This window comes from Streptomyces sp. NPDC079141, assembly GCF_040686775.1.
Lineage (GTDB): Bacteria > Actinomycetota > Actinomycetes > Streptomycetales > Streptomycetaceae > Streptomyces.
The window spans coordinates 100,777-126,340 of the sequence record NZ_JBFBLP010000007.1; the positions used below are offsets into that span (position 1 = coordinate 100,777).

21 protein-coding genes, 1 tRNA gene and 1 pseudogene are annotated in these 25,564 nt (G+C 72.2%); 9 read left to right on the forward strand and 14 right to left on the reverse strand.

The features are described from left to right. Positions 1-31: 31 nt before the first annotated feature. The 7 genes from AB0Q90_RS20760 to AB0Q90_RS20790 form a co-directional block, all read right to left on the reverse strand. Positions 32-1,366 carry a glycoside hydrolase domain-containing protein gene (locus AB0Q90_RS20760; RefSeq protein WP_363160003.1) on the reverse strand — a complete coding sequence of 445 codons (1,335 nt, stop codon included), beginning with the start codon at positions 1,364-1,366 and terminating at the stop codon, positions 32-34. A 120-nt stretch (positions 1,367-1,486) separates the two neighbouring features. Continuing rightward, positions 1,487-3,115 carry a thiamine pyrophosphate-binding protein gene (locus AB0Q90_RS20765; RefSeq protein WP_363160002.1) on the reverse strand — a complete coding sequence of 543 codons (1,629 nt, stop codon included), beginning with the start codon at positions 3,113-3,115 and terminating at the stop codon, positions 1,487-1,489. Positions 3,116-3,396: 281 nt separating this feature from the next. Then, complete coding sequence (locus AB0Q90_RS20770; RefSeq protein WP_363160001.1) at positions 3,397-5,565, reverse strand: 3-hydroxyacyl-CoA dehydrogenase NAD-binding domain-containing protein; 2,169 nt, start codon at positions 5,563-5,565, stop codon at positions 3,397-3,399. A 41-nt stretch (positions 5,566-5,606) separates the two neighbouring features. Continuing rightward, positions 5,607-6,821 (reverse strand): acetyl-CoA C-acetyltransferase, encoded by a 1,215-nt coding sequence (locus AB0Q90_RS20775; RefSeq protein WP_363160000.1) that lies wholly within the window; start codon positions 6,819-6,821, stop codon positions 5,607-5,609. A gap of 40 nt (positions 6,822-6,861) precedes the next feature. Beyond that, positions 6,862-8,004 (reverse strand): acyl-CoA dehydrogenase family protein, encoded by a 1,143-nt coding sequence (locus tag AB0Q90_RS20780; protein ID WP_363159999.1) that lies wholly within the window; start codon positions 8,002-8,004, stop codon positions 6,862-6,864. Then, positions 8,001-9,131: a CaiB/BaiF CoA-transferase family protein gene (locus tag AB0Q90_RS20785; protein WP_363159998.1), complete on the reverse strand. Its 1,131-nt coding sequence runs from the start codon at positions 9,129-9,131 to the stop codon at positions 8,001-8,003. Before AB0Q90_RS20785 ends, AB0Q90_RS20780 begins: the two co-directional genes overlap by 4 nt. Positions 9,132-9,251: 120 nt before the next feature. Then, entirely contained in the window at positions 9,252-9,632 is a 381-nt protein-coding gene (locus AB0Q90_RS20790; RefSeq protein WP_363159997.1) for an MmcQ/YjbR family DNA-binding protein, read from the reverse strand. A gap of 92 nt (positions 9,633-9,724) precedes the next feature. Here AB0Q90_RS20790 and AB0Q90_RS20795 point away from each other — a divergent pair, with 92 nt between their 5' ends. After that, positions 9,725-10,903 (forward strand): saccharopine dehydrogenase NADP-binding domain-containing protein, encoded by a 1,179-nt coding sequence (locus AB0Q90_RS20795; protein ID WP_363159996.1) that lies wholly within the window; start codon positions 9,725-9,727, stop codon positions 10,901-10,903. 1 nt (position 10,904) lies between these two features. On the opposite strand, the gene AB0Q90_RS20800 is transcribed toward AB0Q90_RS20795, so the two are convergent. Further along, positions 10,905-11,051, reverse strand: coding sequence for a hypothetical protein (locus AB0Q90_RS20800; RefSeq protein ID WP_363159995.1), 147 nt, complete (start codon positions 11,049-11,051; stop codon positions 10,905-10,907). A 511-nt stretch (positions 11,052-11,562) separates the two neighbouring features. Continuing rightward, positions 11,563-12,249: pseudogene (locus tag AB0Q90_RS20805) on the reverse strand (endonuclease V); the annotation flags it as partial. A gap of 42 nt (positions 12,250-12,291) precedes the next feature. Here AB0Q90_RS20805 and AB0Q90_RS20810 point away from each other — a divergent pair. Further along, positions 12,292-12,588: a YciI family protein gene (locus AB0Q90_RS20810; protein ID WP_363159994.1), complete on the forward strand. Its 297-nt coding sequence runs from the start codon at positions 12,292-12,294 to the stop codon at positions 12,586-12,588. A 4-nt stretch (positions 12,589-12,592) separates the two neighbouring features. On the opposite strand, the gene AB0Q90_RS20815 is transcribed toward AB0Q90_RS20810, so the two are convergent. Together AB0Q90_RS20815 and AB0Q90_RS20820 are read right to left on the reverse strand one after the other, a co-directional pair. Continuing rightward, positions 12,593-12,922, reverse strand: a complete 330-nt coding sequence (locus AB0Q90_RS20815) for a plasmid stabilization protein (RefSeq protein ID WP_363159993.1) — start codon at positions 12,920-12,922, stop codon at positions 12,593-12,595. A gap of 49 nt (positions 12,923-12,971) precedes the next feature. After that, positions 12,972-14,075, reverse strand: coding sequence for an oxidoreductase (locus AB0Q90_RS20820; RefSeq protein ID WP_363159992.1), 1,104 nt, complete (start codon positions 14,073-14,075; stop codon positions 12,972-12,974). Between the two features lie 215 nt (positions 14,076-14,290). Between AB0Q90_RS20820 and AB0Q90_RS20825 the strand changes: the two genes are divergently transcribed. From AB0Q90_RS20825 to AB0Q90_RS20845, 5 genes are all read left to right on the forward strand, one after another. Then, a complete protein-coding gene (locus AB0Q90_RS20825; RefSeq protein ID WP_363159991.1) occupies positions 14,291-14,704 on the forward strand; it encodes an SsgA family sporulation/cell division regulator in 414 nt (137 codons plus the stop codon). Positions 14,705-14,998: 294 nt separating this feature from the next. Beyond that, the gene (locus AB0Q90_RS20830) at positions 14,999-16,621 is read left to right on the forward strand and encodes an ABC-F family ATP-binding cassette domain-containing protein (RefSeq protein ID WP_363159990.1); all 1,623 of its coding nucleotides are present in this window, start codon (positions 14,999-15,001) and stop codon (positions 16,619-16,621) included. 188 nt (positions 16,622-16,809) lie between these two features. Then, positions 16,810-17,586: a dimethylargininase gene (gene ddaH / locus AB0Q90_RS20835; protein ID WP_363159989.1), complete on the forward strand. Its 777-nt coding sequence runs from the start codon at positions 16,810-16,812 to the stop codon at positions 17,584-17,586. Positions 17,587-17,802: 216 nt separating this feature from the next. After that, positions 17,803-18,780 (forward strand): acyl-ACP desaturase, encoded by a 978-nt coding sequence (locus AB0Q90_RS20840; RefSeq protein ID WP_363159988.1) that lies wholly within the window; start codon positions 17,803-17,805, stop codon positions 18,778-18,780. A 55-nt stretch (positions 18,781-18,835) separates the two neighbouring features. Beyond that, the gene (locus AB0Q90_RS20845) at positions 18,836-19,675 is read left to right on the forward strand and encodes a hypothetical protein (protein WP_363159987.1); all 840 of its coding nucleotides are present in this window, start codon (positions 18,836-18,838) and stop codon (positions 19,673-19,675) included. Between the two features lie 15 nt (positions 19,676-19,690). On the opposite strand, the gene AB0Q90_RS20850 is transcribed toward AB0Q90_RS20845, so the two are convergent. After that, positions 19,691-19,766: transfer RNA gene (locus AB0Q90_RS20850), tRNA-Trp, on the reverse strand. 90 nt (positions 19,767-19,856) lie between these two features. Here AB0Q90_RS20850 and AB0Q90_RS20855 point away from each other — a divergent pair. Continuing rightward, entirely contained in the window at positions 19,857-21,260 is a 1,404-nt protein-coding gene (locus AB0Q90_RS20855; RefSeq protein WP_363159986.1) for a hypothetical protein, read from the forward strand. After that, positions 21,261-23,054, forward strand: a complete 1,794-nt coding sequence (locus tag AB0Q90_RS20860) for an AAA family ATPase (RefSeq protein WP_363159985.1) — start codon at positions 21,261-21,263, stop codon at positions 23,052-23,054. A 3-nt stretch (positions 23,055-23,057) separates the two neighbouring features. On the opposite strand, the gene AB0Q90_RS20865 is transcribed toward AB0Q90_RS20860, so the two are convergent. Together AB0Q90_RS20865 and AB0Q90_RS20870 are read right to left on the reverse strand one after the other, a co-directional pair. Further along, positions 23,058-24,230, reverse strand: coding sequence for a ribonuclease inhibitor (locus AB0Q90_RS20865; protein WP_363159984.1), 1,173 nt, complete (start codon positions 24,228-24,230; stop codon positions 23,058-23,060). After that, on the reverse strand, positions 24,227-25,555 hold the full coding sequence (locus tag AB0Q90_RS20870; RefSeq protein WP_363159983.1) for an SDR family oxidoreductase: 1,329 nt from the start codon (positions 25,553-25,555) through the stop codon (positions 24,227-24,229). The genes AB0Q90_RS20865 and AB0Q90_RS20870 overlap by 4 nt, the downstream gene beginning before the upstream one ends. Between the last annotated feature and the right edge of the window lie 9 nt (positions 25,556-25,564).

Consider the following 25,564-nt stretch of genomic DNA (forward strand, 5'->3'; position numbering starts at 1 on the left):
GCGGGGTGACAAGGTGCGGGTCCCTGTGAGTTCAGCAGCGGGGCACGGGCTTGCTGTACGTCGTGTTGCTCGCGTTCGCGACGTAGTAGTCCGAGACGTAGTGGCCGTTGTCCAGCCGGTCCCAGACCTTCGTGGTGCCGACCGTCGTACCGGCGCGCTGGCAGGTGACCCAGGCCAGTGCGCCGTTGGGCGAGGTGCCGACGGCGGTGTAGCCGGCGCCCGGTCCGCTGCGCTCGGTGAGGCCGCCCGTGGCGGTCACCTGGTACGGGTACGTGCAGCGCGGCAGGGGCGAGCTGTAACCCGTGTCGGACGGCGTGCTGACGTAGTAGTCCGAGACGTACTGGCCGTTGCTGAGCTTGTCCCAGACGCTTGTGGTGCCCACCTTCGAACCCGGTGTCTGGCAGACGACCTTGAGGGTCGCGCCGGGCGCGTACGTGGTGGCGATCGGGTAGCTCGTCGAGGGGCCGGTGCGGGCGTTGAGCGGGGTCGTGCTCGTGACCTTGTAGGGGTGGGCGACCGTGGCGACGGGCGCGTCCAGGCGGTCGTTGTCGATGTTCAGGGTGACGCCGCCGTACGTCTCGTTGTGGCTGCCGCGGTACTGCTTGGCACGCTGGTGGACGGCCCACTTGGAGTCGGCGATGCCGGCCCAGCCCTTGAGGGAGTCGACGCCGTCGTAGCGGGCGATCCACAGGGCGTCGGGGCGGGCGTACGTGGTGGACGTGTAGACGTCGGAGAGCTGCTTGGCGCCGAGGTTGAGGTTCATGTAGACGCCGGAGACATAGCCGAGGCGGTGCAGTTCCTTGGTCCAGGCCGAGACGTAGGTCAGTACGGCGGTGCGGCACACGGTGTCGGTCTGGGAGTAGTGCTCGATGTCGTTGTAGAGGGCGCTGCCGGGCAGCATGCCGAGCGCCTTGGCCGCGGTGCTCGCCTCGCCGGCCGCGGCCGTGCCCTGGGAGCGGGCCGTCGCCGGGGTCGTGCTGATCTTGGCGTCGGTCGGGCGGGCGCCGCAGGGTGGTTGCAGGCCCTTGTGGATGGGCAGCAGACGCCACTTGAGCTGGGAGACCGAGGCCACCCAGGAGGCGGTCAACTGGGGTTGGGCGCAGGTGCGGTTGACACCCGAGACGTAAACGCCCAGGGCACGGTACGGGGAGGCGTTCCAGGCCTTCACGGAGGCCAGGGGCGGAGCCGTGCAGGTGTCGAAGGCCAGGCCGGAGTAGCGGGTGGCGGTCGCGCCGGAGGGATAGCCGATCGGGGTCGCCGGTTCGGCGGCGGCGACGGGGGCGAGGGCCAGGACGGCAGTGGTGCCCAGGACGCCGGCGGACGCGACGGCGAGGAGTCTTCGCAGGACGGGGTGCGGATGTGACATGACAGCCCCCTGAGTGAAGCGGTGTTGTCCGTCAGGTTCCGGGTGCTTCTGGGATCGGGCAAGGGGCCGATCGGCCCAAGCCGTGGCGCGCCGGGGCTTGTTGACCATCCCGGGGCGCGATCACGGCCGCAGCGGTACGTCCACCAGCAGCGGACGCGTCAGTTTGCCCGCGCCGGCGACCAGTTCGCGCAGGTGAGCGGCGCTCCGGGCGCGGACCGCGTCGACGCCGAAGAAGGCGGCGGCGCGGGTGAAGTCCAGCGCGCCCAGTTCGGTGCCGGGGCAGACGCCCTCGCCGCCGATCGCCTCGTAGGTGTCCTGGAGGGTGCGGTAGGCGCCGTTGCCCATCACCACGAACAGCACCGGTGCCGACTGCCGGGCCGCGCTCCACAGGCCCTGGAGCCCGAACAGGGCGCAGCCGTCGCCCAGAACGGCGACGACGGGCCGGCCGGGCTCGGCGAGCGCGCGGCCCACGGCGGCCCCGATGCCCCAGCCGAGGCCGCCGCCGACGGTGTGGGTGTAGCTGCCGGGGCGGTCGAGGCGGACGAGGCGGCGGAGCAACAGCCCCACGGTGATGGCCTCCTCCACGACCACCGCGCCCGGCGGCAGGCCGCGTGCCACGGCGTGGGCGGCGGCCCAGGGCGCCAGGGGCGCCGCGGAGTAGGCGGCGCGGGCCGCGGACTCCGTCCGGTCGCGGTCGGCGCTGTGCCGTTCGCCGGCGCGCAGGATGCGGGACTTGGCGGTGTGGGCGGGCACACGCTCGCGCAGCAGCTCCGCGAGACGGTCCAGCGAGGGTTCGAGGGCGCCCACGAGTCCGGCCGTGGCGGGGAAGTTGCGGCCGATCTCGTCCGGGTCGGAGTCGAGCTGGACGACGGTCAGGCCGGGCGGGAGCGCGGGCCCTGGGCTGTAGTGGTGGGGCGTGAACGCGTGCGCACCGGCGATGAGTACGGCGTCGTACCGGGCGAGGGCGTCGCGGATGGCGTCGTGGCGTGGCGGCAGCATTCCGGCGTGGAGGGGGTGGGTGGTCGGGAAGTCGAGGCAGTCGGCCATCGGCTGGTGGTGGACGGGCGCGCCACAGGCCTCCGCCACGCGCGCGAGCGCGCCGAGCGCGCCCTCTCGGCCCACGCCGTCGCCGGCGACGATCGCGGGGCGGGCGGCGTCGCCGAGCAGCAGGGCGGCCCGTTCGAGGCCCGGTGCCGGTCCCTGTGGGGGTGTCGGGGTGCGTGCCGGGACCTGTACGGCGGTGTCCTCGGCGAGCAGGTCCATGGGGACGGACAGGAGGACCGGGCCGGCGGGCGGGCGGACGGCCAGGGCGAAGGCGCGGCGCAGGGCGAGCGGGAGGTCGTGCGCGTGCTGGACGTCGTGCACCGCCTTGACCGCGGAGGCGGCGAGGCCGACCAGGTCGGCGGAGAGCATGGGGTCCTGCTGGAGGTGGCGGCGGTCCTGCTGGCCGGCGGTGACGACCAGCGGGGTGCGGGAGCGGCGGGCGTTGAGCAGGCCGATGAGTCCGTTGGCGAGGCCGGCGGCGATGTGGAGGCTGACGAAGGCGGGGCGGCCGGTGCCGCGGGCGTAGCCGTCGGCCATGGCGACCACGGCGCCCTCGTGGACGCCGAGGATGTACTCGGGGGCGTCGTCCGTGGTGGACAGTGCGGCCAGGAAGGGGAGTTCGGTGGTTCCGGGGTTGCCGAAGACGCGGTCCACGCCCTCGCCGCGGAGGATCTCCAGGAGGGCGAGGGCGGGGCGGGTTCCCATGGGGGCTCCTCCGGGGGCGCGGACCGTTTCGCCGGTCAGCGTCCGGGGAGGGGTGGGGCGGGGGCAAGGGGGGCGTGTCGGTGAGCGGTACGGGTGGGTGGGCGGCGGGGTTTTTCGCCCCCGCCGCCCCTACCCGTCCCGTCCTCCAGGGGCGCTGCCCCTTCGACCCCGCTTCGGCCTCACGGCCTCGTCCTCAAGCGCCGGACGGGCTGGGTGGTGCGCAGCTGCGGGTGGGTGGGGGCTGGTCGCGCAGTTCCCCGCGCCCCTTTGGGGCGCATCGATCACGCGTCCGTGAAGCGCTCGCCCTTCTCCGCCTTCTCCACCAGCAGGGCCGGCGGGGTGAAGCGGGTGCCGTAGCGGGTGGCGAGTTCGTTCGCGCGGGCTACGAAGCCGGGGAGGCCGCCCTTGTAGCCGTTGATGTACTGGAGGATGCCGCCGGTCCAGCCCGGGAAGCCGATGCCGAAGATGGAGCCGATGTTGGCGTCGGCGACGGAGGTCAGGACGCCCTCCTCCAGGAGGCGGACGGTGTCCAGGGCCTCCGAGAAGAGCATGCGTTCCTGCATGTCCTCGAAGGGGATCTGGGCGTCCGCGCGCGTGAAGTGCTCGCGCAGGCCGGGCCAGAGGGCCGCGCGCCTGCCGTTCTCGTCGTAGTCGTAGAAGCCCGCGCCGCCGCTGCGGCCGGTGCGGCCGAACTCGTCGACCAGGCGGTCGATGACGGCCTCGGCCGGGTGCTCCTGCCAGGTGCCGCCCGCCTCCTCGACGGCTCGCCGGGTCTCGGTGCGGATCTTGCGCGGGAGCGTGAGCGTCAACTCGTCCATCAGGGAGAGGACCTTGGCGGGGTAGCCCGCCTGGGCCGCCGCCTGTTCGACCGACGCGGGCTCGATGCCCTCGCCGACCATGGCCACGCCCTCGTTGATGAAGTGGCCGATGACCCGGGAGGTGAAGAAGCCGCGTGAGTCGTTCACCACGATCGGCGTCTTCTTGATCTGGCGGACCAGGTCGAAGGCCCGCGCCAGCGCCTCCTCCCCCGTCCGCTCGCCCTTGATGATCTCGACCAGCGGCATCTTGTCGACCGGCGAGAAGAAGTGCAGGCCGATGAAGTCCGCCTGGCGCTCGACGCCTTCGGCGAGGGCGGTGATGGGGAGCGTGGAGGTGTTGGAGCACAGCAGCGCGTCCGGCTCCACGATGTGCTGGATCTCCTGGAAGACCTTGTGCTTGAGCTCGGGGTTCTCGAAGACCGCCTCGATGACCGCGTCGCAGCCCGCCACGTCCTGCGGGTCGGCGGTGGGCGTGATGCGGGCGAGCAGTTCGTCCGCCTTCTCCTGGGTCGTACGCCCCCTGCTCACGGCCTTCGCGCACAGCTTCTCGGAGTAGCCCTTGCCCTTGACCGCCGCCTCCAGTGCGACGTCCTTCAGGACCACCTCGATGCCCGCGCGGGCGCAGGAGTAGGCGATGCCCGCGCCCATCATCCCGGCGCCGAGGACGGCGACCTTGCGGACCGGGCGGGGCTCGATGCCCTTCGGGCGGTTGGCGCCGGAGTTGACGGCCTGGAGGTCGAAGAAGAACGCCTGGATCATGTTCTTGGAGGTCTGGCCCGCGGCCAGTTCGACGAAGTAGCGGGCCTCGATGACCTGCGCCGTCTCGAAGTCGACCTGGGAGCCCTCCACGGCCGCCGCGAGGATGTTGCGCGGGGCCGGGTAGGGGGCGCCGTTCGTCTGGTTGCGCAGGTTGGCCGGGAAGGCGGGCAGGTTGGCCGCGAACTTGGGGTTCTCGGGCGTGCCGCCGGGGATGCGGTAGCCGGGCCTGTCCCAGGGCTGCTGCGACTCGGGGTTGGCCTCGATGAAGGCGCGGGCCTTGGCGAGCATCTCCTCCTGGCTGTCGGCCACGTCGTCGACCAAACCGTTCTGCAGGGCGCGCCGCGGGTTGTACTGCGTGCCCTGGAGGAGGACCTTCAGGAGCGCGTCGGCGATGCCCAGGAGGCGGACGGTGCGGACGACGCCACCGCCGCCCGGCAGCAGGCCGAGGGTGACCTCGGGGCAGCCGATCTTGGAGCCGGGCGCGTCGAGGGCGATGCGGTGGTGACAGGCCAGGGCGATCTCGTAACCGCCGCCCAGGGCCGCGCCGTTCATCGCGGCGACGACCGGCTTGCCGAGGGTCTCGATGCGGCGCAGGTTCCGCTTGATGGCCATGCCGCCGTCGAACAGTTCCTGCGCGGTCTCGGGGGTGACCCGGATCAGGTCGCGCAGGTCGCCGCCGGCGAAGAAGGTCTTCTTGGCCGAGGTGATGATGACGCCGCGGATGCTGTCCTTCTCGGCCTCCAGGCGGTCGGTGACCGTGGCCAGGGAGTCGCGGAAGGCCTGGTTCATGGTGTTGGCGGACTGGTTGGGGTCGTCGATGACGAGGGTGACGACGCCGGTGCGGTCCTGTTCCCAGCGGATGGTGGTGGTCATGAGGGGGTCTCCGTAGAAGTCTCGTGTGGCCGCTGGGGTCTTCAGATGCGTTCGACGATCGTGGCGATGCCCATGCCGCCGCCGACGCACAGCGTGGCAAGGCCGTAGCGCTTGTCCTGGCGCTCCAGTTCGTCGACGAGCGAGCCGAGGATCATCGCGCCGGTGGCGCCGAGCGGATGACCGAGGGCGATGGCACCGCCGTTGACGTTGACCTTGTCCAGGGACAGGCCCATGTCCTTCACGAAGCGGAGCACCACGGCCGCGAAGGCCTCGTTGATCTCCACCAGATCGATGTCGTCGATGGTCAGGCCGGCCTTGGCGAGGGCCTTGCGGGTGGCGGGCGCGGGGCCGGTGAGCATGATGGTGGGCTCGGAGCCGGAGACGGCGGCCGAGACGATCCGCGCGCGCGGGGTGAGGCCGTAGCGCTCGCCGACCTCCTTGGAGCCGATGGCGACCAGGGAGGCGCCGTCGACGATGCCGGAGGAGTTGCCCGCGTGGTGGACGTGGTCGATCTTCTCGACCCAGTGGTACTTCTGCAGCGCGACGGCGTCGAAGCCGCCCAGGTCGCCGATGTCCGCGAAGGACGGCTTCAGCTTGGCGAGCGAGTCGGCGGTCGTTCCCGGGCGCATGTGCTCGTCGTGGTCGAGGACGACCAGGCCGCTGCGGTCCCGGACGGGGACGACGGAGCGGTCGAAGCGGCCCTCCTTCCACGCCGTGGCCGCCCGCTCCTGGGAGAGGGCCGCGTACTCGTCGACGTCGCGCCGGGAGAATCCCCCGATGGTGGCGATCAGGTCGGCGCCGATGCCCTGCGGCACGAAGTTGACGGCGAGGTTGGTCATCGGGTCGTTGAACCAGGCGCCGCCGTCCGAGGCCATCGGCACCCGGGACATGGATTCCACGCCACCCGCGAGAACGAGGTCCTCCCAGCCCGAGCGCACCTTGGCGGCGGCCATGTTGACGGCCTCCAGGCCGGACGCACAGAAGCGGTTCTCCTGTACGCCGGCCACCGTGTCCGGAAGTCCGGCGGCGACGGCGGCGATACGGGCGATGTCGGAGCCCTGGTCGCCGACCGGGCCGACGACGCCGAGCACGATGTCGTCGACGGCGGCCGGGTCGAGGCCCGGGAAACGGTCGCGGAGTTCGTGGATCAGCCCTACGACCAGGTCGATGGGCTTGGTGCCGTGCAGGGCGCCGTTCGCCTTGCCGCGGCCGCGCGGGGTACGGATCGCGTCGTACACGTACGCTTCGGTGCTCACGAGGAAGCCTTTCGGTGAGGGTCGGCCGGGCAACTGTGCTTCAGCCGAGCAGGGAACGGCCGATGATCTCCTTCATGATCTCGGTCGTCCCTCCGTAGATGGTCTGGATGCGGCCGTCGGTGAACGCCCGGGCGACGGGGTACTCGCTCATATAGCCGTAGCCGCCGTGCAGTTGGAGGCAGCGGTCGGCGACCCGCTTCTGGAGTTCGGTCGCCCACCACTTGGCCATGGAGGCGTGCACGGCGTCGAGTTCGCCGCTGGAGTGGTCCTCGATGCAGCGGTCGAGGAAGGTGCGGGTGACGGCGCACTCGGTGGCCATCTCCGCTATCTCGAAGCGGATGTGCTGCTTGGTGGCCAGGGGCCGGCCGAAGGCCTCGCGCTCCTTGACGTACGTCGTGGTGATCTCCAGCAGGTGCTCGGCGGCGGCGATCGCGGACACGGCGATGCTCAGGCGCTCCTGGGCGAGGTTCGTCATCAGGTGGACGAAGGCGCCGTTCAGCTCGCCGAGGAGGTTCTCCTTGGGCACCCGGACGTCGTGGAAGAACAACTCGGCGGTGTCCTGGGCCTTCTGGCCGATCTTGTCGAGGTTGCGGCCGCGCTCGAAACCCGCCATGCCGCGTTCCACGACCAGCAGGGACAGGCCGTGCGCGCCGCCCTCGGGAGTCGTCTTCGCGACGACGATCACCAGGTCCGCCAGGATGCCGTTGGAGATGAACGTCTTGGAGCCGCCCAGCAGCCAGTGATCGCCGCGGTCCTCGGCGTGCGTGCGGATGCCCTGGAGGTCGGAACCCGCGCCGGGCTCGGTCATGGCGATGGCGGTGATCAGCGAGCCGTCGCAGAAGCCGGGCAGCCAGCGCCGTTTCTGCTCGTCGGTGGCCAGGCCGGTGAGATACGGGCCGATGATGTCGTTGTGCAGGCCGAGGGCGAGTCCGGGGGCGCCCGCGCGCGTGAACTCCTCGGCGAGGACGGCGCTGTAGCGGAAGTCGGCGGTGCCGCCGCCCCCGTACTCCTCGGGCACGGCGAGGCCGAGCAGGCCCTGCTTGCCGGCCGCGCGCCAGGCCTCGCGGGAGACGATGCCGTCCTTCTCCCACTGCTCGTAGCAGGGCAGCACCTCCCGGGCGAGGAAACCGCGCACGGTCTCGCGGAACGCGTCGTGCTCGTCGGAGAAGATCCGCCGCTTCATGCAAGGCCCTTCATCAGGTCGGGTACGTCCCAGTCGCGCGCCACGTCCGCGGTGTCGGCGCCCGGCCGCGCGGGCCCGGAGCGGACCGCGGTGGGGGTCGCGGAGAAGCGGGGCGCCGGGGCGGGCTGGGTGATGCCGCCGTGGTCGGTGAAGGTGCCACGGGCGGCGAGGTGCGGGTGGTGCGGGGCCTCGTGCAGCGACAGGACGGGGGCCACGCAGGCGTCGGAGCCCTCGAAGACGGCCGTCCACTCGTCCCGGGTGCGGGAGGCGAAGCGGGCGGCGACGGCCTCACGCAGTTCGCCCCAGCGGGTCCAGTCCTTACGGGCCTCGGCGTGCTCGGGGATGCCGAGGAGGGTGACGAACTCGTCGTAGAACTGCGCCTCCAGGGCGCCGACCGCCATGTACCTGCCGTCGGCCGTCTCGTACGTGCCGTAGTAGGGGCAGCCGCCGTCGAGGAGGTTGGCGCCGCGCCGGTCCTGCCAGCCGCCGGCGGCGAGCATGCCGTGGATCATCGCGGCGAGGTGGGAGGTGCCGTCGACGATGGCGGCGTCGACGACCTGGCCGGTGCCGGTCGCGCGCGCGTGGTGGAGGGCCGCGAGGACGCCGACGACGAGGTAGAGGGAGCCGCCCGCGTAGTCGCCGAGCAGGTTGGCCGGGACGGCCGGGGGCTCGTCCGGGTTGCCGATCATGCCGAGGGTGCCGGTGAGCGCGATGTAGGCGACGTCGTGGCCGGCGCGGTCGGCAAGGGGGCCGTCCTGGCCCCAGCCGGTCATACGGCCGTAGACGAGCCGCGGGTTGCGGGTGTGGCAGGCCTCGGGGCCGACGCCGAGGCGTTCGGCGACGCCGGGGCGGTAGCCCTCGATCAGGACATCGGCGCGGGAGGCGAGGTCGAGGACGCGCGCGGGGCCGTCGGGCGCCTTCAGGTCGACGATCACCGAGCGCTTGTTGCGGTTGGTGATGTCGTACGCGGGGTCGATCGCGAGCCCCGGGCCGCCGGGCCGGTCCACGCGGACGACGTCGGCGCCGAGGTCGGCGAGGAGCATCGCGGCGAACGGGCCGGGCCCGATGCCGGCCAGCTCCACCACGCGTACGCCGGTGAGCGGGCCGTGCCCTGGCGTCTTTGCCATCCGGTCCCCAGATTGGTGTGTGACACGACTGATGTAACACCAGCGATGCTAGGAACGTGTTCCAGTAAGCACAAGACCCTGACGAGCAAGCGCTTAGCCAATCTGTGGCGCGCTCCCGCGTCAACGCTTGTCGAGCTCCGCCGTCAGCCGTTTCGGCGCGATCGTGCGGTAGCTCTCCTCGACCCAGTCGCACAGCAGCTCCGCGGCCGGGGCGCCTGTCTGCTCCAGGGGGACGCTGACCCAGCCCGCCTTGCCCAAGCCGTATCCGGCCGGCTCGGCGCCGGGGCAGGACAGTGCGTGGGCATGGGCGGCCTCGTCCCTGAGCTTGACGGTGATGCCCAGGGGATGGCTGCCGTCGTCGACACCGAGGAAGACGAACACCTTCTTGTTGACCTTCGCGACGGTCTCGCCCCAGGGGAACTCCTCGGCCGCGCCGGGCATGCCCAGGGCGAACTCGCGCACTTTCTCCCACTTCTTCAGGGCATTCCTGGCCACGGCCACGCGCTACCTCCCGGCCTCGTCGTCGGGCTCCGCACCCTTCACGCTAGCCTCGGCCACCGACAACGGCGCGTGGTGCGGGACCGAGGAGTGTCATGAGCAGGCCGAACAGGGCGGACCGTCCCTACGACATCGTGCTCTTTGGAGCCACCGGCTTCGCCGGGACGCTCACCGCCGAGTACCTCGCGGAGCACGCGCCGGAGGGCCTTCGCTGGGCGATCGCGGCACGCAGCGAGGAGAAGCTGGAGCGGCTGCGCGAACGGCTGCCCGGCGGCGAGCGCGTCGGCGTCCTGGTGGCGGACGTGTCCGACCCGGCCTCGCTGCGCGAACTGGCGCAGCACGCGCGCGTGGTGGCCACGACGGTGGGTCCCTACCTGACCTACGGCGAGGAGCTCGTCGCGGCCTGCGCGGACAGCGGGACGGACTACATCGACCTCAGCGGTGAGCCGGAGTTCGTGGACCTGATGTACGTCCGCCACGACGCACGCGCGCGTGAGACCGGGGCGCGGCTGGTGCACGCGTGCGGCTTCGACTCCGTCCCGCACGATCTCGGCGTCCAGTTCACCGTCCAGCAGCTGCCGGAGGGCGTGCCGCTGACGGTGGACGGGTTCGTGACCGCCGACGCCATGTTCTCCGGGGGGACGTTCGCGTCGGCCCTCAACCAGTTCGGGCGCGGGCCGCAGATGCTGGCCGCCGCGCGCGACCGCGCCCGGCACGAGCCGCGGCTGATGGGCCGCCGGGCGCTGGCCCCGACGGGCGCGCCCCGCTACTCCGGTGAGATCGGCGCCTGGGCGCTGCCGCTGCCGACGATCGACCCGCAGATCGTCCGCCGGTCCGCCAAGGCCCTGGACCGCTACGGCCCCGACTTCCGCTACCGCCACTACGCGGCCGTACGGCACCTGCCGGTCGCCATGGCCGGCGTCGCGGCCGTGGGCGGCCTCCTGGCCGCCTCCCAACTCCCGCCCGCCCGCCGCTGGCTGTCCGACCGCCTGAAGCCCGGCGACGGGCCGAGCCCGGAGAAGCGTGCCAAGAGCTGGTTCTCCGTGCGCTTCGTCGGCCGGGGCGGCGGCCGCACGGTCTTCACGGAGGTCTCGGGCGGCGACCCCGGCTACGACGAAACGGCCAAGATGTTCGCCGAGTCCGCACTCTGCCTGGCCCTCGACCCCCTCCCGCCGACCTCCGGCCAGGTCACCACGGCCACGGCCATGGGCAACGCCCTCACCGAACGCCTGCGCCGCGCGGGCATCGTGTTCCGGGTGGCGGCCACACGGTAGCTCAAAGGGGCCACTGCACAACGGTGTAGATCATCCCGCAGATCCAGGCGAACGCCGCCAGCACGGCCAGCACCAGCGCGGCCGTCACGGCACGCTCGACGGGGCGGTTGGGGTCGGCGAGGGGCTTGGGAGCACGGTGCGTCGTCATGCGCCCAGCTTGCCGACGGGGGCAGTGGGGGCACATCCGTACGGGTACTCAGAGCGCGTACTCAGTCCGTCCCGTGAGTATCACTGGGCAGCCGGTCGCCCAGCGCCGCTTCGAGGCGGTCCCGTACGGCGGGATCGGCGGCCTCGGCGGCGATACGGCCGACGAGAGGGCCGATCGCCCAGCCGGCGTGGTGGTCGAAGTACGGCGCGGGACCTGCCGTGTTGTGGGCGACCTTGGCCACCAGCTCCGCGAGGCGGAACACCGACTGCTCCTCCGGGGCGACGTCGGCGGCGCGCAGCCGTTCGAAGACCGCGCGGCCCGCGCTCCACCGGTCCCGGTCGCCGGACATCTCCAGTGCGGCGACGATCTCCGGCCTTCTGGGCCCGCCCGTCACCGCCGCTTCGAGGACACGGCTCGCCCAGGACACCGGATCCCGCTGCCGCTCGAACAGCGTGCGACCCCAGGACCGGCTCCGGTCCGCCCGCGCGCGGGCGGCGACTTCTTCATTCGGCGCCGTCACCTCCCGCAACACCCGCCGGCACAGCGCGTCCGCCCGCCGGGTCGTCTCCGGTAGGCGGTATTCGGGGGTCAGGGCGAGGGTGTGGGCGCAGGCGTTGTCGAGGGTGACGCGGTGGCCGACGGAGACGAAGACCGGCTTGACGGCCTCTCGGGTGCGCAGGGCGCGGCCGACTTCCTCCGGGCCGGAGAGGAGCGGGGAGGAGGATCCGCGCGGCGCGTCGGGGGTGTCGTAGGTGAAGGTGAAGGGGTTCTTCGCGACGCCGATCGTGGGGAGGCCGGTGAGGACGCCGAGGTGGGTGGCGAGGCCGAAGCGGCGGGGGTGGGCGAGGCCGTAGCCGTCGCAGACGACCAGCCCGGGCGGGCAGGGCAGGGAGTCGAGGGCGGCCAGGACGGTCGGGATCTCGCGGAAGGCGAGCAGGCCCGGTACGTAGGGGAAGGAGATCCGCCCCACGGCCGTCGACTCGGCGACGACCTCCAGGGTTGCCGCGTCCAGGACCACGGCCGCCGCGGCGACGACGTCGCGCTCGTCGTCGTAGGCCACGTCAACCCCGGTGACCCGGCCGGTTCCGGGCGGTGGTCCGGGCTCGTCGAGCACCACCCGCTCCCGCAGCTCGTCCTGGACGGCGCGGGCTTCCTCCTCGGTCGCGGGCCAGCCCGCGGGAATGCGTACGGTCGTCATGATGCGGACGAGCGTACGGGCCGCAGGCGTAGGCTCGCGATCATGTTCGTACTGGAGCTGACCTACACCGCCCCGCTCGACGCCGTGGACGCCCTGCTTCCGGCGCATGTCTCCTGGCTCGACCAGCAGTACGAGAAGGGCTACTTCCTCGCGTCCGGGCGCAAGAACCCTCGCGACGGAGGCGTGATCCTGGCCGTCGCGAAGGACCGTGCGGAGATCGAGCGGGTGACCACCGGTGACCCGTTCGTCACCGCCGGCGTGTGCGCCTACCGCGTCACCGAGTTCGCCGCCACGAAGACCGCGCCGGAGCTGGCACGGTACCGGGAGACGCTCGGCTGAGGGCTCAGCCCTTCCCGCCCAGCGCGCGCCGCAGCCGGCTCTTGTTCATGTCCGAACGGCCGTCGATGTTGCGGCGCTTGGCCTCCTCGTACAGCTGGTCGTAGGTGGGCCCCTGGGAGCCCTTGCCGGACCGCTGGCCGCCCCTCTTGCCGGACGACATGTCCTGGGTCGAGGTGCGGCTCGCGGTCCTGGACTCGCCGGACCGGGCGCGTTCCTTGTTCACGGTGCGCGCGGCGATCTCCTTGGCCCGCTCCGTGCTCTCCCCCCGTTCCTGCGCGCTCTTCTTGATGTGCTCGTACTGCCGTTCCCGTTTGGGGCTCGAACCGCGCGGCATGTGTGCTCACTCCCTCTCGCAGTCGGCGGCCGAGTACCCACTTTCCGGATCAGCTCTCCAGCCGGGCCACCCGTCCCCGCTCGCCCGCGGCCCAGCAGCCCAGGTCCGGGGTGCAGTCCACGGTGTCGTACGAGCCCGTGTCGACGGTCCGCCAGGTGCGGCCGCCGTCGGTGGTGAGGTCGGTGCCGGTGGGGCCGACCGCGAGGGCGGCCGTGCGGCTGTGCGGGAGCCAGGCGACGCCGGAGCGGTAGGCGGGGACCGGCGCGGCGGCGGGCTGCCAGGTGGCGCCGCCGTCGCCGGTGCGGGCCGCCGCGCGCGGGGAGGCCTGGTCGGGCCGGTAGTCGCCGCCGACCGCGAGGCCGTGGACGCGGTCACGGAAGGCGAGGGCGAAGACGCCCCGGGCCGGGTCGCCCGCCGGGATCGGCGTGTCGGTGGCCGTCCAGGTCAGTCCCCGGTCGGCGGAGTGCAGCACACGCGCGCGTGCGGCGCCGCCGGTGGCCAGCCACACGTCCTTGGGCCCGGAGGCCACCAGACACTGCCCACTGGCGGCGAACCCGGCCTCGCCCTCCAGTGCCTCGGGCATCCCGTCGTTCGGCAGGACCGTCCAGGAACGGCCGCCGTCGGACGTCGACAGGATGCGGAACTTCCCCTCCACCGGGTCGCTCATCGCAAGCCCGTGCCGGCGGTCGAAGAAGGTGAGGCAGTCGTAGAAGGCCCGCGGATCGGTGTTGCGGAAGGACTCGGTCCAGGTGGCTCCGCCATCGTCGGTGCGGTAGACGCGGGAGGCCTCGCCCTCCCCGATGGCCAGGACGACGGCCCGCCGCGCGTCGAACGCCTCCACGTCCCGGAACTGCAACTCGGCCGCGCCGGGCGGCGAGACGTTTCGCCAGGAGTCCCCGCCGTCCGTGGTGCGCAGTACGGTCCCCCCGGTTCCGGCCAGCCAGGCGGTGTCCCGGCTGACCGCGGCCAGCCCGCGGAACCGCACCGTCGTGGTGCCGCTGTCCTTCAGCTCCCAGTGCGCTGCCGCCCCCGGCGACTCCTGCCCCTGCGCGGGTACGGCCGTCAGCGCGGCCAGCGCCGCCCCGCACACCACCCCCGCGGCCGCCGTACGAAGCCTGCGTCCCGTTCGTCGCGTGTTCCCCGTGCGCCTCATGGCGGGCGAAGCTAGCCCACTGCCCGGTCGCCGTCCAGAAGGCCTCCCCCGCCCCACCGGGCCCGCGCGGACGAACCCGCCACTCCCCTGCATGAAAAGCGGTGACCGAGGTCACTCGCCCTCGGTGTGCACGGATTGGCGGATTCCGTCGTCTCTTCCAGTGCCAGGTCTCGTCCGCCCGGAGATACGTCCAGCCGTCACAAGGGAGCAAGGCGTTGTCCATCGTCATCGAGCAGCCCGTCGAGGCCCGTCTCGTCGCCGCCGCGCCGCGGATGCAGAGCATTCCCGCCACGCTGCACTACGACCGGAGCGACCCGTTCGCCGTCCGCATGACCTTCCCGGCTCCGGCCACCCTGGAGGGCGTGGAGGTCTGCTGGACCTTCAGCCGCGAACTCCTCACGGAGGGCCTCACCGAGTCCGTGGGCCACGGCGACGTCCGCGTCCGCCCCTACGGCTACGACCGCACCGTCCTGGAGTTCCACGCCCCCGAGGGCACGGCCGTCGTCCACGTCCGCACCGGCGAGATGCGCCGGTTCCTGGACGCCACGAGCGCGCTGGTGCCGGTCGGTCTGGAGCATCTTCAGCTCGACCTGGACCATGATCTGGCGGAGCTGATGCGCCAGGCGTGAGCGCTCCGCGGGTCGGGCCGCGGTGTGCCGTTCTTAATTCCGTTGACACCCGTTTCCCTGCTCCGTACGGTGTTCAACGGTTCTGTTGCCGTCGATCGGAGAAGGACGTTGCTCGTCTGAGGTCTTGAGACACCGCGTCACACCACACGTGTGTGCGCAGCGTGCGACCTCGGCGTTCGAGCCGTCCTCCGGAGCAGGGCCTTTTCTCATGCCCCGGACTCCCTCCGCCCGTAGGTCGCCGGTGTCTCGATACGCGTTTGCCATCGATCACTGCGAGCAACCGCGGAGGCATGCATGCCCAGTTCCATCACCTGTACGTCCCTGGCCTACGCCTGGTCCGACGGCACCCCCGTCTTCGAGGGCCTCGACGTCTCCTTCGGCTCCGGCCGCACCGGACTCGTCGGCGTCAACGGGTCCGGGAAATCAACCCTGTTGAAGCTGATCGCGGGTGAACTCACCCCGGCCGACGGCTTGGTGCGCGTCGCCGGCGAGGTCGGCTACCTCCCGCAGAACGTCACGCTGGACACCACGCTCAGCGTCGACGAAGCCCTGGGCATCGCCGCGCAGCGGGCCGCGCTGCACGCCATCGAGGCGGGCGACGTGGCCGCGGAGCACTTCGAGACGGTCGGCGACGACTGGGACGTGGAGGAGCGCGCGCTCGCCACGCTCGGCGAACTCGGGCTCGACCACATCGGATTGGACCGCACCATCGGCGAGGTGTCGGGCGGCGAGTCGGTGCTGCTGCGGCTGGCCGCGCTGCTGCTGCGCCGGCCGGATGTCCTGCTGCTGGACGAGCCCACCAACAACCTCGACATCTACGCACGCAAGCGGCTGTACGCGGCCGTCGCGGCCTGGCCGGGCGTGCTGGTCGTGGTCAGCCACGACCGCGAACTCCTCGAACTCGTCGACCAGATCGCCGATCTGCACTCCGGGGAGATCACCTGGTACGGCGGCAACTACTCGGCGTACGAGGCAGCGCTCGCCACCGAACAGGAGGCGGCCGAGCGCATGTTGCGCGTGGCCGAGGCCGATCTGAAGAAGCAGAAGCGCGAACTGGTCGACGCCCAGGTGAAGTTGGCCCGCCGTAAGCGGTACGGCCAGAAGATGTGGGACCAGAAGCGCGAGCCGAAGATCGTCATGGGGGCGCGCAAGCGGGCGGCGCAGGAGTCCGCGGGCAAGCACCGGATCATGCACGAGGAGCGGCTCGCCGAGGCCAAGGAGCGGGTCGACGAGGCGGTGGAGGCGGTACGGGACGAGGACGAGATCCGTATCGACCTGCCGTACACGGCCGTGCCGCCGGGCCGTACCGTCCTCACCGTCCTGGATCTGGAGCTCGCGTACGGGGCGCGGGTGGCCGGCGGGCTCGATCTGCGCGGCCCGGAGCGGATCGCGCTGATCGGGCGCAACGGCGCGGGCAAGACCACGCTGCTGCGCACGATCGCCGGGGAGCTGGCGCCGGTGTCGGGCGAGGCGACGGCGCATGTTCCGCTGCGGTTCCTGCCGCAGCGGCTGGATGTCCTGGACGGCGAGCTGACCGTCGCCGAGAACGTGGCCCGGTTCGCGCCGGGCGCCACGAACAACCGGATCAGGGCCCGGCTCGCCCGCTTCCTGTTCCGGGGCGCCCGCGCCGACCAGAAGGCGACCACGCTGTCCGGCGGCGAACGCTTCCGGGCCGCACTGGCGGCGCTGATGCTGGCCGAGCCCGCCCCGCAGCTGCTCATGCTGGACGAGCCGACGAACAACCTCGACATGGCGAGCGTGCGTCAGCTCACCACGGCCCTGGAGTCGTACGAGGGGGCCCTGATCGTGGCGAGCCACGACATCCCGTTCCTGGAGTCGATCGGCATCACCCGCTGGCTGCTGCTCGACGGGGAGCTGACGCACATCACGCCGGACGCCGTCGGGGATCCGCTGTAGCGGGAAGGAGGCGGCGCGGAGGTGATCTTCACCGGGGCTCCGCGCCGCCTCCCCGACGTCCCCGCGCAGCATCTCAGGAGGGCCACAGCCTGGTGACGAGGGTTTTGTCGGGGCCGATCCGGCCTGCATGATGGCGGACCGGCGCTGTATGACGGCGTCCACACCTGCCGCCGATTCGGAGATCCCCCGTGCCCAGCAAGAAGGCCCTCGTCCGCCGCCCCAGCCCGCGCCTCGCCGAAGGCCTGGTGACGCACATCGAGCGGGAGAGCGTCGATGCCGACCTCGCGCTGGAGCAGTGGGAGGCGTACACCGAGGCCCTGCGCGCGCACGGCTGGGAGACGGTCGAGGTGGACCCGGCCGACGACTGCCCGGACTCGGTGTTCGTCGAGGACACGGTCGTCATGTACAGGAACGTCGCGCTGATCACGCGCCCGGGCGCCCAGTCCCGGCGCGCCGAGACGATCGGCGTCGAGGAGGCCGTGGCCTCGCTCGGCTGCTCGGTGAACTGGGTCTGGGAGCCGGGCACGCTGGACGGCGGCGATGTGCTGAAGGTCGGCGACACGATCTACGTCGGCCGGGGCGGCCGTACCAACGCGGCCGGCATCCAGCAGCTGCGGGCCGCCTTCGAGCCGCTCGGGGCGCGCGTGGTCTCCGTACCGGTGACCAAGGTGCTGCATCTGAAGTCGGCGGTCACCGCGCTGCCCGACGGGACGGTGATCGGCCAGATCCCCAAGATCGACCGGCCGTCGCTGTTCCCGCGCTTTCTGTCGGTGCCGGAGGAGTCCGGCGGCCATGTGGTGCTGCTCGGCGGCGACAAGCTGCTCATGGCCGCGAGCGCGCCGAAGACGGCGGAGCTGTTCACCGACCTCGGCTACGAGCCGGTCGTGGTGGACATCAGCGAGTTCGAGAAGCTCGAAGGATGTGTGACATGTCTCTCGGTGCGGATGCGGGAGCTGTACGCCTGACCGAGTGAATCCCTCACTCCGCCGGCCCCGGGACCTGCGATTCCCGGGGCTCTTTGGCATGCCCTCGGACCCTTGCGGAACAGCACCTGATCAGCGATCTTTACAGCGTTCTTAACCTACGGCTTCGTAACCTACGGATTCGTAGCCTACGATCCCGTAGGTTCGCCTACCGCAAGCCGGTTTCCTCCGCTCGTGCCACGTCCCCCTGGAGTTCCCGTGACGATCACTTCTCCGCACCTCGGCAGCCCGTCCGCCGCCTGGACCGACGCCCGGCTGCTCTACGCGCTTGAGGAAGTGGTCGAACAGGAACTCAACCGGCACCTGAAGGTCGCCAAGGACTGGATGCCGCACGAGTACGTGCCGTGGAGCGACGGCCGCAACTTCCCCGGCCAGTTCGAGGACGGCGAGGCCTGGGAGAAGGAGCAGTCCAAGGTCACCGAGATCGGCCGGATCGCGCTCGTGGTGAACCTCCTCACCGAGGACAACCTCCCCAGCTACCACCACGAGATCGCCTCCCTGTTCGGCCGCGACGGCGCCTGGGGCACCTGGGTGCACCGCTGGACCGCCGAGGAGGGCCGGCACGGCATCGTGATGCGCGACTACCTGCTCACCTCGCGCGCGGTGGACCCGGACAAGCTGGAAGAGTTCCGCATGTCCCACATGAGCGAGGGCTTCGAGTCGGACAACCGTCACTCGATGCTGCACTCGGTCGCCTACGTGGCCTTCCAGGAGCTCGCGACCCGCATCTCGCACCGCAACACCGGCCACCAGAGCGGCGACCCGGTCTGCGACCGCATGCTGGCGCGCATCGCGACCGACGAGAACCTCCACATGGTCTTCTACCGGAACCTGCTGAAGGCCGCCTTCGAGCTCGCGCCCGACCTGACCATGCAGGCGGTGCGCGACGTGGTCGTGAACTTCCGCATGCCCGGCCACGGCATCCCCGGCTTCGAGCGCGCCGCCGCCCAGATGGCGATCGGCGAGGTCTACAACATGCGGATCCACCACGACGACGTGCTCCAGCCCGTGCTGCGCTTCCTGAAGATCATGGAGATCGACGGGCTCGGCCCCGAGGGGCAGAAGGCCCAGGAGGAACTCGGGCTGTACATGGGCGGTCTGGACGCGGAGGCCCTGAAGTTCGACGAGAAGCTGGCCGCGCGCAAGGCGCGGATGGCGGCGCGCGCCGCGGGCTGACGCCCGCCGGAATTTTCCTTGGGCGAGATCGCGGGCCTGCGGCATCATGCAGGCCATGCGTGAGAACAGCAGGTCGGAACAGGCGGTCGGATTCCTGCTCGGGCTGGTCGGCGAGGACACCGCCGCACGGGTCCGGGCCCGGACCGGCCTGCCCGGCCCGGAGGCCCCGGAGGCGTCCCTGCGGCGGCTCCAGCGCGCGTGGAACTGGTCCCGCCTGCTGCCGGCCTCGGTGGCGCTGTGGATCCTGGAGAACGACGATCCGTCGCTCAACGCCGTGGTGTGGCCGCACCTGGAGCGGGACCCCGGTCTGCGCCGCGCCGTCGTCCGCGGGCTGCCGTTCGGGCCCGGCCGCACCGACCCGGTCCGGGTGGACGCCCTGCTCATGGGCCAGGAGCCGGAGGTTCCCCGGAGTTACGTCCGTCTCGGCCTCGTCGGCTGTCTGCGCGCGGTCACCTCGATGGGCGAGGGCCGCGCCGCCGCCTCGATGGTCCTCACCCGCGACGACTGGCGGACGGCCGGCGAGGCCGACAGCGAGCGTCCGCTGCCCGGGTACGCGCGCTGGGCGCTGTCCGTGCGCCCCGACTGCCCGCCCTCGGTACGGGCCGGATTCGGCTCGCACGCCAAGTTCGCCCACCGGCTGCGGCAGGCGGGCGTGCTGGAGGGAGTGGAGCGCTTCGCGCTGTCGTACGACCCCGCCGTCAGCGTTCTGGAGGTGCTGGGGATGGGGCGGACCCTCTTCCCCCGGCATGTGCGCGAGGCCGAGGACGCGCTGCGGCCACTCGTCCAGGAGCACCTGGGCGACCGCGAGGAGGCCTGGGCGGTGCTGGCGCAGCTGATGGAGACGTTCCACGGCACCGCACCCGAGCTGGTCGTCACCGCGGGCGCCATCGCCTGACCCGGCGAAAAGGGGGGCGGGGCGGCCGGATTCGAACCGGCGTGTTCTGGTTTTGGAGACCGGTGCGCCTGCCTCTGCGCTACGACCCCGCCCTTGGGGGCAGATCGTAATGCCTTGGCCCGTTGTCAGTGGGTCCTGGTACCAATGATCCACGGGGGACAACGGGCACGGGGGGCTTCGCATGGCGTACGGGGAGCGGGGGCGGCGTGTCCCTGTGGTCGACCTCGCCGACCGCAGGGCGCTTGAGCGGTACCGCCCGGCGGATGCGGGGACGGTCGAGGAGGCGCGTCGGCTGAAGGAGGCCGCGCTGCTGGACTTCGGGCTGACCGAGTCGGCCGTGGCGTCCTGGCTGTACGCGAAATGCCACCACCAGATCGCGACGACGGCGGTGGACACGGCCGCCGTGGTGGCCTCCGGCGACGGCTCCTGTCTGCTGCTGTTCAACCCGGACTTCTTCGTCGGACTGGGCCTGGACGGCGTGAAGTTCGTGCTGTTCCACGAGGCACGCCATCTGGTGCACCGGCATCTGTTCGCCGACCCGGAGCTGCGCGCCGACCCGGTCTTCGAGCTGGCCGCGGAGGTGTCCATCAACCAGGTGGCGCTGGTCCGGCTCGGCCGTCGCGAACTGCCCCTGCTGGACGGCCGGCCGACGGGCGTGGACCCGCGCGCGGTGCACGAGCTCTACCGGGCCGACCTGACGGCGCACGGCCTTGAGCCGCTGGACTACGAGGCGTTCACCGCGACGGACATGCGGGTGTACGGCGAGCTGAAGCGGATGCACCGCCCGCCGGTGCCCGAACGGCGGCTGTGTCTGCACCTGGTGGACGGGGCGGTCCCCGCCGACCAGGAGACCGTCGACGCGATCGGCTCCTCCGCGCTGCTCAACTCCCTGCTGGCGGCCAGGCGCGGGCACACGGGCGCCGAGCGGGAGCTGCTGGACCTGATGGGCCGCACCGAGGACGGCAACCCGCGGGCCGCGAAGCTGTGGGGGCAACTGGGCGCGGGCATCCTGCGCGGCGAGACCACGCGCACGCGTACGGTCCACTGGTGGCAGCGCTGGCTGGTCGACGTGCTCGCCTCGAAACTGCGCGAGGGCGAGCGGCTGGTGTACCCGAAGAAGCGGGGCGCGCTGCTCGCCGCCCTCGGCCAGGACCCGATGCTCTCGCGGCGCGGCCCGGTCCGCGACAAGGTCCTGGTCATCGCCTACGACACCTCGGGCTCGATGCCCCGCCACGTGATCACCTGGCTCACCGAACTCGTCGGCCGCATCGACGGCGTGGAGGCGCACTGGCTGTCCTTCGACGGCGTGGTGATGCCCTTCAGGCCGGGCGAGCGTGTCTACGGCGGAGGCGGCACCAGTTTCGGGGCGGTCGCCGACTACGTCGAGGGCCGCACGGAGGTGAACGGCCGCCGTTTCGAGCAGACCCCGGACGCGGTCGTCGTCCTCACCGACGGATACGCGCCCCCGATCACGCCCGCCGAGCCGGAGAAATGGATCTGGCTGATAACGGAGGGCGGCAGTGAGTGGCCCGAGACGCACACCCCCGCGATGGACTGCCATCGCGTGACCACAGGATCGCGGTAAATGACCAACCGGACACAGCAGTTGACGGCCTCGCGCCTGGAGTCCTTCATCGACGCGATGATCGACCTGGGTCAGACCGGCCAGGTCTTCGGCGAGCACGGCATCGGCAAGACGGCAACGTTCTTCTCGCACATCGGGCGGGCGTACCCGGACACCACCCTGGTGTACGTCCCGGCGGCCAACCTCACCCCGGACGACCTGCTGGTCAACGCGCCGGTGCGGGACCCGCACACCGGTGAACTCGTGCTGCGCCAGCTGGTGATGAGCCAGCTGAAGCCGGGCAGCCCGTTCGTGCTGCTCATCGACGACTCGTTGCAGGCGGGCGACACGATCCAGTCGCAGCTGATGCAGATCGCCTGCAACTGGACGCTCGGCGAGCACGATCTGCGGGCGCTCGGCTGCGTCGGTGTCTTCCTCGCCGACAACGAGTCACTCGCCGAGACGTCGGCCCGGCGCAGCGACCTGGCGCTGCTCGACCGCATGGTCACCCTGCGGATCACCGCCAACGACACGTCCTGGCGGCGGCATCTGGCGGCCAAGTACCGCCCGTGGGACCTCGGGCCGGTGTTCACGCTGTGGGCCTCGCTGCCGCCCTCGCTGCGCGAGCTGCTCTCCCCGCGCACGCTCGATCACATCCTGGCCAACGCGCGCGAGGGCTTCCCGCTGCGCTGGGGCCTGCCCCTGGTCGACGGCGAGCGGCTGCGGCTGGCCGAGTCCGGCCCGGACGGCAGGCCCGGGCAGAACCGCACGGCCGAGATCCTCGACCGGATCGCCGAGTCGCTGGGCGTGGCCAACCCCTCGACGATCCCGGACCCGGTACGGCAGGTCGTGCGGGCCGCGCTGCGGGGCCGCTGGACGGTGCTGCTCCAGGGCCCGCCCGGGTGCGGCAAGACGGAGCTGGTGCGGCAGACGCTGCGGGAGGGGCTGGGCCGTGAGGCGCTGTACTTCTCGCTGCCGGTGACCAATGTCGAGGACCTGTGCGCGCCGGTGCCCTCACCGGACGGCACGCTGGAGAACCTGCTGGCGGCGAAGTTCACCGGGCCCGAGCCCAAGGCGATCGTGTGGGACGAGTACAACCGGCCCAAGGACAAGGCCGCGTTCGCCAAGCTCATGGAGGTCACCCAGGAGTGGTCGCTGGCGGGACGGCCGATCGAGAACCTGCGCGCGCAGATCGCCGTCCAGAACCCGCCGTACCACCTGGGCCGCAAGCTGCTCGTCGCCCGGAACAACATCGCCCAGGCGACCCGCTTCACGGCCTCGCTCCAGGTGGCGCCGGAGGACATCCCGGCCAACGAGTGGCTGCTCGCGCGGTACGGCTCCGACGCCGAGACGGTGCTGGAGTGGTGGAAGCACGACATCGACGACGAGGGCCGCGCCTGGATCACCAAGCGCACCCTGGAGCGGCTGATCAAGCTGCACCGGCGGGGGCTGCCGTTGGAGATGGCGACGGTGTACCTGGGCGACGGCGAGTACGCGCCGGTGCCGCTCACGGCCCTGATGGACCGGCTGAACGGCCGGCCGGTCACGGGCCTGCGCGAACTCGCCCGCGACGCCGACGCGTGGGAGGCCCGACTGCGCAGGGCCGCCGAGCACTCCGAGGAGGGCGCCGACGACAGCGACGTGGTGCACCAGATCCTGGCCAACGCCGAGCTGTCCCAGCTGAAGAAGCACCGCACGGTGGTGATCCGCCTGGTGGCCCTGCTGCCGGCGAAGCTGCGGGCGACGTACCTGGTGGGGGCGGATCAGAAGCAACAGCGGTTCTGGACGGAGATATTCATGGCGCTGCCGCGGTGAGGCTCAGGCTTTTGGGGCTGCCGTGCGGTGCACGCTGCGGACCGCCGCCACGTCCGCCGGGACCGTCGGCGGCGGGACGTGGGCGCTCAGGGCCTCCAGTCGGCGCTTGATGCTGGCGGCGATGCCCTGGCCGAGGACGAAGCGGGTGGCGGTGGCGGCACCGGGGGCGGCGTCCAGCAGACGGTGGGCCTCGCGGCTGCGCAGGCCGGTGTGGCTCAGGACCAGGTGGGCGAGGCGGTGTTCGGCGGCCGTGAGGGCCTCGGCGATCGTCTCGGCTGCCGTCAGGTCGAGGTGGTTGTCGCTCGCGCCGAGCACGGCCGCGGCCCGCACCCGGCCGAGGTCGAGCAGGGTCGCACCGGCCGTGGTCGCCGCCGCCACCAGCCGGGCCGCCGCCCGGGGCCCGATGCCGTTGCTGGCCACGGACAGCCGGCTGAGCCGGCCGTTGGGGGCCCGGTCCAGGGCGTCGGCGAGGCGGAGGGCGCCCGCGTCGCCCAACCGGGCGGCGGAGACGTAGAGTTCGTCGATCGCGCCCGCGGCGAGCACGGCCGCCAGCGGCTCCGCGCCCGCCTCTCCCAGCGGGTTGCCGCCGACGAAGAGCCGCTCGATCCGGCGCCCGTGGGCGGCGGCCGTCAGCAGCGCGTCGGCGAGGGCGGCGGCACCGGCCGCGTCGAGTCCCGTCTGGACGAGGTCGAGGGTGCGCAGGGACCGGGCGGACTCGATGAGTTCCGCCGCCGCACGCCCTCCCCCGCTGCCCAGCGGGTTGCGTTTGAGCCACACGCCGGTGACCACCTGCGGGGAGGCGCGCAACTGGTCGGCGATACGGCAGGCGCCGCCGGAGGTGATGCCGTTGCAGCCCAGGTACAGCGTCTCGACGTCCGCGCCCGTCCCGGCCACGGCGGCGGCACCGTCGTCGCCGAGCGCGTCCGTGCCGAGCAGCAGGTGCCGTACCGGGGCCGGGCCCTGGGACAGGGCCTCGGCGACCAGGGCGGCGCCGTCCGCGCCCAGGGCCTGCTTGCACAGGTCGAGCCGGCCGTCGGGCAGGGCGGTCCCGGCCGTGAAGTCCCGGCGCTCCTCGACCGGTTGGCCCGAGCGCAGCCACTGGAGCAGCGGGGCGAGATCGACGAGCGGGCGCGGCACGACGTGCGGCACCCCGGCGAAACCCTTGCCCTCGCTCACCACTCCGCCTCCTGGTAGTCCTTGAGGAACACACCGGAGACGGGGTCCCCGGCCTCTCCCCGCACGATCGGGTCGTACACGCGCGCCGCCCCGTCCACGATGTCCAGCGGTGTACGGAACCCGGACTCGGCCATCCGCGCCTTCTTCGGCGCCGGATTCTCGTCGGTGATCCAACCGGTGTCGACGGCGCACATGTGCACGCCCCGCTCGGCGAGTTCGGCGGCACTGGTGCGGGTGAGCATGTTCAGGGCGGCCTTGGCCATGTTGGTGTGCGGATGGCCGGCCATCTTGTTGCGGACGGCGAACCGGCCCTCGACCGCGGTCACGTTGACCACGTACCGGCGCGGGTGCGGCGAGGCGAGCAACAGCGGCAGCAGCCGGTCGCACAGCAGCGCGGGGGCAAGGGCGTTGACCAGCTGGGTCTCCAGGACCTCGGCCGGGTCGAGCGCGCCGAGCCGGGCCGACCAGGAGTTCTCCGGGGACGGGTCGGGCAGCAGCCCGGCCTCGTCGGCCTCGCGCAGCGCGGCGGGCAGGGCGGCGGCCCCGCTCCCCAGCATCCGCAGCGGGGTGAAGCCGGGCGCCTGCCGGGCCCCTTCGGGCAGCGCGTCGTACTCCCCGGCCGCCAGCAGCGCGTACGACTCGGGTGGCCGCCGTACGGTCTGGGCGGCGTTGTTGACGAGGATGTCCAGCGGTTCGCCCGCGGCCCGCAGCTCCTCGCACAGGCCGAGCACCTGGCGCGGGTCGCGCAGGTCGACGGCGAGGACGGTCAGCCGGTCGAGCCACTTCGCGCTGCCCGGCTCGGCCCGGAAGCGGCGCACGGTGTCGTGCGGGAAACGGCTGGTCACCAGCAGTTCCGCGCCGTCGCGGAGCATCATCAGCGCCAGCTGGAAGCCGATCTTCACCCGGCCGCCGGTGAGCAGCGCCCGGCGCCCGCTCAGGTCGGTGCTCAGCGCGCGCCGGGCGGTGTTGTCGGCGGCACACCGCGGGCACAGCCGGTGGTAGAAGGCATCGACCTGTCGATACGGGGACTTGCAGACATAGCAACTGCGCGGCTTGTGGAAAGCCCCCGCGCTGCCGGAGACGGCCAGCGGCGCGTCCTCCCGGCGGTCCCGGGCGCCCGTCGCGGTCGCGGCCATGACGGCGGCGTCGGCGGCCGATGCCTCGGCGCCGCGGGTCTTGCGCCGGCGCAGCCGCCCGTCCCGGGCGAAGGAGGCGGCGACCTGCTCGGCCCGCAGCCGGACCGGGTCGTCGACGGGCAGGGCCCGCAGCCGGCCGACCGTGCGGTGGAAGGCGGCCAGCTCCTCCTCGTCGATGCCGTCGCCCATGTTCCCGCC